The sequence below is a fragment of the Robertmurraya sp. GLU-23 genome (genome assembly GCF_052983275.1).
Window position 1 is genome coordinate 232,638 of sequence record NZ_JBRKCV010000006.1, and the last position, 11,380, is coordinate 244,017.

The 11,380-nt window shown below is 37.2% G+C and carries 14 protein-coding genes; 10 read left to right on the forward strand and 4 right to left on the reverse strand.

The genetic code is table 11. The features are described from left to right. Positions 1-38: 38 nt before the first annotated feature. Positions 39-761: a LamB/YcsF family protein gene (locus ACVBAX_RS12660; protein WP_447117367.1), complete on the forward strand. Its 723-nt coding sequence runs from the start codon at positions 39-41 to the stop codon at positions 759-761. A 211-nt stretch (positions 762-972) separates the two neighbouring features. On the opposite strand, the gene ACVBAX_RS12665 is transcribed toward ACVBAX_RS12660, so the two are convergent. Continuing rightward, entirely contained in the window at positions 973-1,644 is a 672-nt protein-coding gene (locus ACVBAX_RS12665) for a DUF1129 family protein (RefSeq protein WP_447117348.1), read from the reverse strand. After that, a complete protein-coding gene (locus tag ACVBAX_RS12670) occupies positions 1,622-1,972 on the reverse strand; it encodes a PadR family transcriptional regulator (RefSeq protein ID WP_447117349.1) in 351 nt (116 codons plus the stop codon). Before ACVBAX_RS12670 ends, ACVBAX_RS12665 begins: the two co-directional genes overlap by 23 nt. Positions 1,973-2,203: 231 nt before the next feature. Here ACVBAX_RS12670 and ACVBAX_RS12675 point away from each other — a divergent pair, with 231 nt between their 5' ends. The 3 genes from ACVBAX_RS12675 (at position 2,204) to ACVBAX_RS12685 (ending at position 3,452) form a co-directional block, all read left to right on the forward strand. Next, complete coding sequence (locus tag ACVBAX_RS12675) at positions 2,204-2,539, forward strand: zinc ribbon domain-containing protein YjdM (RefSeq protein WP_447117350.1); 336 nt, start codon at positions 2,204-2,206, stop codon at positions 2,537-2,539. Positions 2,540-2,686: 147 nt separating this feature from the next. Beyond that, positions 2,687-3,055 carry a hypothetical protein gene (locus ACVBAX_RS12680; RefSeq protein ID WP_430775940.1) on the forward strand — a complete coding sequence of 123 codons (369 nt, stop codon included), beginning with the start codon at positions 2,687-2,689 and terminating at the stop codon, positions 3,053-3,055. Between the two features lie 196 nt (positions 3,056-3,251). Further along, positions 3,252-3,452 (forward strand): cold-shock protein, encoded by a 201-nt coding sequence (locus tag ACVBAX_RS12685; protein WP_430775941.1) that lies wholly within the window; start codon positions 3,252-3,254, stop codon positions 3,450-3,452. Between the two features lie 107 nt (positions 3,453-3,559). Here the strand turns inward: ACVBAX_RS12685 and ACVBAX_RS12690 are convergent, their stop codons facing one another. Both ACVBAX_RS12690 and ACVBAX_RS12695 read right to left on the reverse strand, forming a co-directional pair. After that, positions 3,560-5,272, reverse strand: a complete 1,713-nt coding sequence (locus ACVBAX_RS12690) for a methyl-accepting chemotaxis protein (protein ID WP_447117351.1) — start codon at positions 5,270-5,272, stop codon at positions 3,560-3,562. A 160-nt stretch (positions 5,273-5,432) separates the two neighbouring features. Further along, positions 5,433-5,813, reverse strand: coding sequence for an SET domain-containing protein (locus ACVBAX_RS12695; RefSeq protein WP_066056563.1), 381 nt, complete (start codon positions 5,811-5,813; stop codon positions 5,433-5,435). 158 nt (positions 5,814-5,971) lie between these two features. On the opposite strand from ACVBAX_RS12695, the gene ACVBAX_RS12700 reads away from it, so the two are divergent. The 6 genes from ACVBAX_RS12700 to ACVBAX_RS12725 all read left to right on the forward strand — a co-directional run bounded on the left by ACVBAX_RS12700 (position 5,972) and on the right by ACVBAX_RS12725 (position 11,157). Next, positions 5,972-6,253 (forward strand): cobalt transporter, encoded by a 282-nt coding sequence (locus tag ACVBAX_RS12700; RefSeq protein WP_447117352.1) that lies wholly within the window; start codon positions 5,972-5,974, stop codon positions 6,251-6,253. 150 nt (positions 6,254-6,403) lie between these two features. Next, positions 6,404-6,802, forward strand: a complete 399-nt coding sequence (locus tag ACVBAX_RS12705; RefSeq protein ID WP_447117353.1) for a hypothetical protein — start codon at positions 6,404-6,406, stop codon at positions 6,800-6,802. 5 nt (positions 6,803-6,807) lie between these two features. After that, positions 6,808-8,091: an ammonium transporter gene (locus ACVBAX_RS12710; RefSeq protein ID WP_447117354.1), complete on the forward strand. Its 1,284-nt coding sequence runs from the start codon at positions 6,808-6,810 to the stop codon at positions 8,089-8,091. A gap of 90 nt (positions 8,092-8,181) precedes the next feature. Further along, positions 8,182-8,991: a DUF2935 domain-containing protein gene (locus tag ACVBAX_RS12715; RefSeq protein WP_447117355.1), complete on the forward strand. Its 810-nt coding sequence runs from the start codon at positions 8,182-8,184 to the stop codon at positions 8,989-8,991. Between the two features lie 137 nt (positions 8,992-9,128). Beyond that, positions 9,129-10,031 carry an AEC family transporter gene (locus ACVBAX_RS12720; protein WP_447117356.1) on the forward strand — a complete coding sequence of 301 codons (903 nt, stop codon included), beginning with the start codon at positions 9,129-9,131 and terminating at the stop codon, positions 10,029-10,031. A gap of 76 nt (positions 10,032-10,107) precedes the next feature. After that, positions 10,108-11,157 carry an aromatic acid exporter family protein gene (locus tag ACVBAX_RS12725; RefSeq protein ID WP_430775949.1) on the forward strand — a complete coding sequence of 350 codons (1,050 nt, stop codon included), beginning with the start codon at positions 10,108-10,110 and terminating at the stop codon, positions 11,155-11,157. Positions 11,158-11,380: the final 223 nt, after the last annotated feature.

The following is an 11,380-nucleotide window of genomic DNA, read 5'->3' on the forward strand; positions in this document are numbered from 1 at the left end:
GAAATTTATCAAGGGGAGGAATTATTCTGGAGAAATATATTGATTTAAACTGTGATATGGGCGAAAGCTTTGGCCTGTATAAGTATGGTGCTGATGAGGAACTAATGCCATTAATTAGCTCGGCTAATATTGCGTGTGGTTTTCATGCAGGGGACCCACATGTTATGCGGGAATCTGTTGAATTGGCCGTTCAATATGGTGTAAGGGTGGGAGCGCATGTAGGATTACCCGATAGATTAGGCTTTGGGCGTCGTGAAATGAAAGTGAAACCACAAGAGATATACGATTATACTCTTTACCAGCTTGGAGCTCTTGCTAGTTTTTTACAAAAGAGTCATACAGCATTGTCTCATATTAAACCGCATGGTGCTCTTTATATGATGACAGCTGAAAAAAGAGAGTTGGCGGAAGTAACGGTGGAAGCTGTTTTGGACTTCAATCGTGATATTGAGATCTATACCTTGCCTAATTCAGAGCTGTATCATGCGGCGAAGGAAGCAAACTTAAACGTAGTGAGCGAATATTTTGCTGATCGGCCGTATGTAAATAATTATGTGAAAATGTTTGGCTGGACGTTAGAGGAAATCGGACAGCCAAACACAATGGCCCAAAGAGCTTTGCAGTTGTTGGAGGGAAGCCTAGTTGAAACCATTTGTGTGCATAGTGATACGCCTAATGCACCAGCAATTATGAGATCGGTTCGAGAAGCCTTATTAGAAAATGGCTGGCAAATAGGAAAGAAATCGTTAATAGTTAAGTAAGTTGAAAATGCCTTCTATATGAAGATAATAAACAAATAACAAGCACCAAAGTATAATTGCTAATATGAGAAGTGAGTGTTTTACTAGTTTCTTCATAATATTAGTTTGGAAAGTAATGTGAGAAATATTCCATGCTACATGAGGTTTTTTTACTGTTACCAAACTAGCATAGTAAAAGGTGTCAGACATAGATTCTGACACCTTTTCTTATCTAGGCCTCAACTTTTTTCACTCTATATCCTGCGATCCATATGATGATTCCGCATAAAAGGGATGCCCACCAAGAAAGGGAAAAGGAAGGGCCAATCTCTGGCATCAGTTTGCTTGCAACAATGATTAAAGCCATTGATACACTCCCGAAAATACCTGCCTTTATCATATCCTTTTTATTATTCGGCTTTTCAAGGAAGAGTGAGTCCTTAATAATTTTAAAAATATACCAAACTCCAAAGGAAATACTAGCTAATATAACAACAAGAACAATGATAGAGGTAAGAGGATACACCGTCGTTGTTATTTCTTTGAATTGAGATCCGATCAGAATAACGATAGAACGTATGATTAACATATAACTTACAATATTTAAAACGAGCCCACTTAGGAATGGAAGTACTTGACGCTTTTTTTCCTTAGGGAGATTTTCGATAATTTCATCAGCGTATTGCTTAGGGTTAGCACCAAAGATATCTTTAGCTGTTTTACCTTCGTTTTGAGCCTCTAATAAATGGTCGAGCATTTCCATTAACACTTCCTCGGACTGTTGCTCTGAAAGGGTTAACTGCAGTCGGATGTATATTAACATGTCACCATAGTATTTTTCGTTTTCTTTTGTTAACCTTTCACGCTTTCGATTATTTTCTTCAATCAGTTGCTTTACTTTCATTATTTTTCCTCCTTTGAAATAAAGAATGAACGGGAAGAAAAACCTGCTCCCACTCTAATGCGATGGTTTCTAACGCCTCTTTTCCAGCATCTGTTAGATAATAATACTTTCGATTCGGACCAGTTTCAGACGGCTTCATTTCTCCGTGTATGAGGCCATTTTTTTGAAGACGAAGAAGAACAGGATAAATCGTTCCTTCACTCACATCACTTAAACCAATGTCTTGAAGCTTTTTAGAAAGTTCATAACCATACACCGCTTCCTTCTCAATGACCGCTAATACGCAGCCATCCATAATCCCTTTTAATAACTGACTTCGAAAAGACATAAAACATACCCACTTCCTGGTACTTTGCATAACAAGATAGTATTAGAAAAAATAACTACTTTGTTATACATGGTAGTTATTTTTATTGTAAGTAAATGGTTTTTATTTGTCAATATGGAAAAAAACCCTTGCTGTTTTTTAGTTATATTTACATGTATAGACGCTTGTTTTTACGAAGACAATTTGGCAGTATAAGAGAGGGTTGAAACTAGTTTGATCGGAGGAATACAAATGGCTAACTTGCCAAATTGTCCAAAGTGCCAATCGGAATACACATACGAAGATGGTACATTATATATTTGCCCAGAGTGTGCACACGAATGGACAGCAGAAAGTGAAATAAGTGAAGAGCAAATGGTAGTGAAGGATGCAAATGGGAATGTACTAAAAGATGGTGACACTGTTTCAGTTATTAAGGATCTAAAAGTAAAGGGATCGTCATCAGTGATTAAGATCGGTACGAAGGTGAAAAATATTCGCCTTGTCGAAGGTGATCATGATATTGACTGTAAAATTGATGGGTTTGGCGCCATGCAATTAAAATCGGAATTTGTAAAGAAAATATAGTATAAGAATTCATTGATAATGCCCTATAATACATATTTGTGGTATTTACTGGTTATAAAAGGATATACTAGTAGGAAGGGAACATCCATATGGTCTTCTAGTTCTCATTTGTAGAAGGCAAGAGACCCTTAGGAAGGATGGCCAAAAATGACAGTAATCGGTTACCAAGCTCAAGTAGCAGATGGAATTAGAAAAAAAGGAATCAAAAGAATGAACTCCTTTTTTAAAACACCTGAAGAAGCAGTAGAAGAGGCTTTTTCTTTAAAGGAAAAGTTAGATTCAAGATACAAAAATAAAATCAAGTGGGATTATAATAAGAAAATTACAGGTACACTTGAAAAAATGAAGATACTTAAGGGTTATTTAGATGGAGATGAAGATTCTAGTGCTTTTTATCTTCAGATCACTACCTCAGAGATTCAGAGAAATTTAATATTAGCTACACCTAGTAAGCCCAAAAAGTTTACTGCGAAGGACAAAAAAGTGATGACTAAAGTCACTAAAATCTTTGTATAATTGCTTTCCTATGTGGTTGGAGAATATATGTAATTATTACTTATCATTGTTTTATTGCTCATAACCTGTTATTCTTAGAAAGAATTATTTTTGTTCGGTCTGTAAGGAAAAAATAGTGAAAGCTTTTTCGCCTTTGATTTCTCATTGAGCAATGATAGTATTATATTGTGGAGTATTCCACGCAGGAGGAAACAACATGCAACAAGGTACAGTAAAATGGTTTAATGCAGAAAAAGGCTTCGGTTTTATCGAGATTCAAGGTGGAGAAGATGTATTTGTTCACTTCTCAGCGATTCAAGGCGAAGGATTTAAATCTTTAGACGAAGGTCAAAAGGTTACTTTTGATACTGAGCAAGGTCAACGTGGACTTCAAGCTACTAACGTAAATAAAGCATAAATATCATATTAGAAGAAACAGATGGTAAACTAACCATCTGTTTTTTTATATCTTTAATATAAATAAGTGGTGCTAAAACCTTTAAGGTTTCAGCACCACTTTTATCATTATTCATACACTTTAAATGTATTAACCATTGCTTGGAGGTCTTCAGCCATTTTAGCTAATGAATGTGCGGAAGCAGTGATTTCTTCCATAGAAGCAAGCTGTTCCTCAGCTCCAGCAGCCACCGTTTGGGAACCTGATGAAGATTCTTCGGTTTTCATAGAGATATCAAATATACCTATGGCAACCTGCTCCACGCTTGAAGATAACTGCTTAACAGCTGCAGAAACTTCAACCGATTGTCTTGATACGTCCGCTGCAGAATGAAGAATTTTCTCAAAAGATTTACCAGTATCATTAATTAGTACAAGACCAGTTTGTACTTCTGTTGTACATTTATCCATTGATACAACTGCATTGGAGGTACTGCTTTGGATATCATGTATTAAATGTGTAATTTGTTCAGCAGAACGACGAGATTCTTCAGCTAATTTTCTTACCTCATCAGCCACCACAGCGAAGCCTTTTCCATGTTCCCCAGCTCTAGCAGCTTCAATCGCTGCATTTAAAGCAAGTAAGTTTGTTTGGTCTGATATTCCGGAGATAACAGCTAAGATTTTCTCTATCTCAGAAGAACGTTCTCCTAAGTCCTTAATAATACTAGATGACGTTTGTACGGTTTCATTAATAGATCCCATTTGATCTATGGTTTTCTTAAGTGCGATATTTCCTTTTTCTGATTCTTCCGTTGTTACATTCGAATGATCAGAAACTTGCGTGATTGAATCCGCGATATTCGTAATACCAATTGCCATTTGCTGTGTAGACACAGATACAACTTCTGTACCCTTAACAGATGCTTCACCGTTAGCTGCCATAATGGAACTAGCTTCAGCAATTTGTTCTGCGGCTTTATTGGTTTGTTCAGCACTAGCCATTAGCTGCTCAGAAGAAGCGGCAACTTGGTCTGATGATTCACGAACCATCATGATAAGTGATTTAATTTGGGTGATCATTTCATTAAATGATTTGGAAAGGGAACCTATCTCATCTCTTGAATCATAGTCGCTTTGAACGGTTAAATCTCCATTTTTCGCTTTCTGCATTAAGTATTCCATTTTACGAACAGGTCCGTAAATTAATTTTGAAATCATCCAACTGATCACAACAAAGATAATTAATGCAACTGCAATAAATATAATCATAGTAAGCGAAGATGTACTAATAAAGTCCTTATTTTCCTCATTTACATTCTTTGCTTCTGTTCCGTTAATTTCAATTAATTTTGTATAATGCTGACTAATTTCATTTAAAATCGGTCCAGTTTCTTCTTCGTATATTTCATAGGCTTCAAAATTTTGATTTTTTAAAGTTAGAGTCACTATTTTCTCTTTAGATTCTTGCAGGTTCTGTGCTAAGTCATTAACCTTTGAAATGAGTTCAATTTCTTCTTTGTTTGTTGTTTTGTACGTTACTCTAATTTCACGATTCCTTTGGAGTTTTGCTTCCATATCGTCTATTAGCTCGTTTTTATGGCTTGTATCCCTTGAGGCCATAAGTTCTACTAGGTTGGTCTGTACATCCTGAGAATTGGTTTTTAATAAGCTAACAGTTTGAATCGGTTGAAGCTTCATCTCGTATAAATCTGTAAGTTTATTCCCCATGCTAGCAAGTTGGAAAAATCCCATTCCCCCTACTGTTAAAAGGCTTACAAAAGTTATTGCAGATAATAAAAGCATTTTTTGTACTATTTTTAAATTCTTAATCCATTTCATCGATGGTTGCTCCTTTTGTAGTTTAATATTTTTCGATGAATTATACGTTCTTATTTGTTATCGGCATTTAGTCGCAATTAGTTAATACTTTTTTACTAGTACTTTTGTCAAAATAGTTAACAAAATGAAAAAAGTCTCAGAAAACTGAGACTTTTTTCATTTATTTCTCTTCATTAAACCAAAGTGGATCTTGGTTGTCTTCTTCGCCATTGTAGTTTATTAGCACTTCTTCTCCGGCTTTAATATCTTTGTAAGCATAAAAATCAAATGTATGATTTGGAAAGTTGATTTCATACGTTGCATTTGGCTCATACGAATGGTTGAACAGCATACCGTATCCAAGTAGGAGGGCGGAATGATTGATTCCATATTCGAAAGCATAGTCCGCGAGAAGCGTTTTTTCGATATGTTCGTGCTGGTCATTCGGATAAGGTATAACAGGTGCCTCATGGATTAATTCACCTTTTTTAATATCTCTTGTTGCAAATACGCCTCTATTGAGTTCTCCATCACTGAGTGTAGAAGTTCTTATCTCAATCACAGTTGTCACCTTCGCCTTCGTTTTTGTCTTTCATCTGATTGTATCAGTGTTGTCTGTAAAAAGGAACCTTATCGCTCTATTTGCCCATACGTATGTCCACTTAGGTGCATACAGTAAAGCAGTAGGACAAATATGTAAGAAAAGAGGTATATTGATAAATGACTAATAATCGAAATATATACGGTGGAGGACATCATCACGGTGGGCACCACCATGGGGGACATCATCATGGTGGACATCATCACGGTGGACATCATCACGGTGGACACCACCATGGAGGATACTATGGTGGTGGGTTTGGAGCTGCTCCATTAGCTGTGGGTTTGCTTGGTGGACTTGCAGCAGGAGCTTTAATTCAAGGAGCAGGTTATGGATATGGCTATCCAACAGCCACACCTTATCCGGCTTATAATCCATATGGTGGTTATCCTTATTATTAGTAAAAGAAAGCGGCTGTTATTGAACAGTCGTTTTCTTTTTTTTATCTATAAGACAAATTGAACAAAATTTCAATTAATTTCTGTATACAAATTCTTTTAATATTGATATTATGTAAGGAAATATAACATTAATATGTTAGGAGAGTTTACGTGATTGTTCGAGATGAATTAAATCGGTACTTCCATTTTTCTTCTTCTGAGATTACGAGTATCCTTCAACGAATATTGTTGACGAAGGAACAAGAAATACATGAATTAAAAAATAAAATTACAAAGTATGAAGGGAAAAGACGAGCTGAAGACGCGTTTTATCAATCCTTGTCTCCTGTACGAAAGTTTTTTGCAAGTCGTCCCCCGAGTCACCACCAAGCTGTTGAGTACATTGTTCATGTAAAAGATCGTTTAAAGCAGATTGACACACTGAAACAACGAATCTATGAAATTAATATGGTCATTCGCCAATGTGAAGAAATAATGAGTGGTGAAGAACTTGAACTATCAAGTGTGATAACGGAAGACATCATCAAGCAGAAGAAAGTCGAGGAGTAGAAGTGATGACGATTGAAACATTGAGCTCAGGATTAGATACGATATGGGTCGTGTTAACTGCTGCTATGATTATCCTCATGGAGGGTGGCTTTGCTCTTTTAGAAGCTGGCTTTGTTCGGCATAAAAATAATGTAAATATTATCATGAAAGTTTTTGTTGATATTACAATTGGTGCACTATGCTTTTACCTCGTTGGTTTTGCTTTTATGTATGGTAAAGATGCATGGGGATTGATCGGAACAAGCGGCTTTGCATTGGTAGGGGATCTGTCTCATATCCAGCTTTCCATCTCTCTTGATACGTTCTGGTTATTTCAAGCGGCCTTTGTTATTGCTGTAATATCCATTGTTTCAGGTGCAGTGGCTGAGAGAATTAATTTTCGTGCTTATATTCTTTATGCGATGATTATGACAGCGGTTATTTATCCAATTGCAGGACATTGGGTATGGGGTGGAGGCTGGATTAGTCAGCTAGGAATGCTTGATTTTGCTGGGAGTGCTGTTATACATGCTCTCGGTGGTTTTTCAGCTTTGGCGGCAGCTATGTTTATCGGTCCGCGTAAAGGGAAATTCACTTCTTTGGGGACGAGCACAATCGCATTACCTAGTAATATTCCTTTAGCTTCAGTAGGAGCGTTTCTTCTATGGTTTGGATGGTTTGGTTTTAACGCAGGAAGTACATTAAGCGGTACGGATGCAAGAATTGGACATATTGCAATTGTGACCATGTTATCTGCCGCTTCTGGAGGGGCAGCAACGCTTTTATACACCCTTTTCCGTTACAAACGTTCGGACGCACCTGCAGTTATTAACGGTTCATTGGCAGGACTAGTTGGAATAACAGCAGGATGTGCGTTTGTAAGTGATCAAGCAGCTATTTTTATAGGTGCAATATCTGGATTATTGATGTTGTTTGCTACTAATTGGCTAGAGTCACGAAAAATTGATGACCCAGTTGGAGCGTTCCCGGTACATGCTGTATCTGGTATGTGGGGAACAATCGCGCTTGGGTTATTCGCTACAGAAGGGGGCCTTTTTTACGGAGGAGGCTGGCATCTACTGGGAGTTCAAGTGTTAGGATTAATCGTTTTATGTATCTGGGGATTTGTAATGACCTGGCTGGGTCTATCGCTTATTCGTCTATGGATACCTGTTCGTTCCACAGAAGAGGAAGAAGAGATGGGATTAGATATTAGTTACCATGGGGTGCTAGCTGCTTATCAGGAACACGAATTTATTCATTATCAAGATCACTATACAGATTTTTCAAACAAGAAGAATACTGATTAAACAAGGGCTCTATTACATTGGTAGTAGAGCCCTTTTAGTTATTGGTCAAGTTATATTCTCATATATTGGAAAAAAAGAGAGGTGAATGCTTTGGCCAAGAACTTTCGTCAAGAAGCACTATTTGAATTGAATTTTTGGTTACAGGTACTTGGAGATCATGCACGATTTATCCACGATTCTTTAGCACCGTCGGAAACTCAATACATCAGCCAAGCGAAGAACTTTATTACGATATTTGATCAACTATTAACGATATCACGTAGACAGCCTGATGGTGAGGAACTTATGCAGCTGCTCCATATGGCCAATCAAGCAGGAACAGAGATTAAAGAACTTAAACTCACCTTGGTACGAGAGCATTTGGTGGGAGAAGTGAAAATTACTTTACCACCATCTTTTCTAAGTCATATGGTCAATGAACTAGAAGAGGCATTGAGAGTATTCTCATTTTTTCTAAAAGGGGAAATCCCTCCAACTGTTCACCCATTACATCATGATTTATTGTGGCTATTAGATGCCGCAGGACATGCGGGGGCCATAGACGCCAATTTAGATCGTGTGGAAAAGAAGCTCAAAGAAAAAGGGCGAGAGTTCACAAAGGACTGGGAGGATTTTTATTTAAAGGCTGTTGAGATGGCAGGTTACTTGCGTGCGAATGTGTATTCCTTTCCTGCTTTAAGTCGTTTTCACAAAGAAATTGAATTAGAAATGGAGATTTTCAAGAGCTTTTTAAGAGAACTAGAGGAAATGGAGTTAAACAAAGAAACGCTTGGAGTTTTAACGCCCCTTATGGCAGATCATATGGCTCGAGAAGAATGTTATTATTTAATGAAGCTCGCTGAGACAACGGAGGTGAAGGATCCTAATTGTGATCCAACCAAACCTAGAACAACGAGTTAATATGGTGAAATTGAGGTCCCTAGTCTTTGACTAGGGGCTATTTTTGTTTGATAAATATTTACTTTTAAAAATATAGGTAACGCTTTCAACATGTATAATGAAAATATTCAAAAAACTGACAAATTGGGAGCGGACTCATGGAACTGTTATTTGTTGTATTATCAGCTTTATCTGTAATCGGAGTAGGGTATATCGGTCAAAGGACCATTGGATTTGACCGGAAGGCGATTTCAGCCATGGCATTATATTTAATGCAGCCTTTTTTGGCATTTCGAACCTTTTATACTAATGCAATTACCCTGGAATATTTTTATATCTTACTGTTTTGTGTGCTCCTTTGTATAGGTATGATTGTGATTGTTCAAATTACAGCAAAAATAAAAAATTTACCTAATTCAAGGCGCTCAGCCATGGTGCTTTCAGGAGTATTCATGAACAGTGGGAACTATGGTGTCCCCATAATCTTACTTGCCTTTGGTAACATGGGTGTGGATTATGCTGTCATCATGATGGTCATTCAATCCTTCCTTATGAGTACAATCGGGGTGTATTATGCTGGTAAAGGAAGCGAGAGAGGATATTCGATTAAACAATCCATTTTAAATATTTTAAAAATGCCGATGATATATGGATCTGTCTTTGGAATAGTTCTTCAACTCTTAACCTTGCCAGTACCAGATATGATTATGAAGCCTATTGATCTGATTGCTGATGCAACCATCCCAACCATTATGCTTGTCTTGGGTATGCAACTGGGAGCCATAACAAAGAAGAATGTTAGTATCGGAGACGTTTCTACTATTATGATTCAACGTATGCTTATTTCTCCTGCCTTGGCTTTACTTTTAGTATGGCTACTACCCATAGAAGGAATGCTTGCCCAAGTACTTATTGTTCTATCGGCCATGCCTTCAGCAGCAAATACCATGATGCTTTCGCTTGAATTTGGAACAGAGCCAGATCTTGTTTCTTATAGTACGTTAGTGACGACCTTGTTAAGTATATTATCGGTTCCGCTCATGTTAATGTTGGTGATGTGAAAAGCAGAACCATAATTTGGTTAATATGGGGAAGAGTGAACATAATATAGGACAATAAGAATAAAGGATTGTTATCATGGAGTTCTTTAAAAAGTATAAATTTTTTGGCGGAAGGATTGTTAAAACAGGGATTGCAGTGTTTTTGACTGCTCTTATATGTGATCTTTTGTCTTGGCCTCCAATGTTTGCAGTTATTACAGCGATAGTAACGATAGAGCCCACCGCAGCACATTCAATTAAAAAGGCGCTCGTTCGATTTCCAGCATCAGCACTAGGAGCAGCTTTTTCTGTTTTTTTTAACTTTGTGTTAGGAGATAGTCCTTTTACTTACATGCTCGTAGCAGTACTGACAATTATCGTTTGTTACAAACTTCGCTTGCACGATGGAACACTGGTAGCTGTTTTGACAGGTGTAGCGATGATATCAACGGTCCATGATCATTTCTTAAGTTCGTTTTTTGTTCGCCTCGGAACAACGGGAATTGGACTAACTGTATCAGCGCTTGTAAATTTTCTTGTAATAAAACCGAATTACTCATTGACCATTAAATCAAAGCTACATCGATATATTATTGAAACTGGCGAATTAATTGAAGAACGAGGAAAGGAAATTGTGCTTCAACAGCCAATCCATCAAAATACAAAGGTGAAGTTTGAAAAACTTTGGAAGGATATTGAATCTGTAGAAACATTATGTGAATACCAGAAGCAGGAATGGAAGCTGCACAGCATTAAGCGGGAGGACACAAAGGAATATCATTATGAATATAAGAAGTTAAGTACCTTACGGCAAATAATTTTTCATCTTGCGAATCTCATGGCGATTCCTCCACTGAATACGCCAATTTGTAAGGCGAAGTCCGTCCAGTTGATGTTTCATTATATTAAACAAGCACTGCAGGAAAATGAATACCGGATGGATGAAGAGCATCATCAAGTGGTGAAGGAAATTCGGTCTATTTTTAAACAGTGTGTACAAGAAGAAAAGATTAGTCAGTCACATATTGCTCTGCTCTATGAGCTCCTTTCCATACACGATCTCTTAGAGGAATTGCATCAAATACAATTATTGAAACAAAAGCATCAAAAGTTAAATCAGTATAAAGGTGCTAAAGCCGAAATGTAAGGAATGCTGGTATAAAATCAGCATTTTTTTTATATTCTGAGGGGTGTACTATTTTCTGAAAAATACATATTGTGAAAAAGAGGGAGCTCAATACATTGGGTAGTGTCAAAAGTTTTATGAAAACTACCTAAAGGGTTAGTTCCGTTCCCATTTATTGAGTGGAAATCCGCCGCAATCGCTCTTGACAAACACGCCAATGGTTTGAGGATTGTTTAACAAGGGC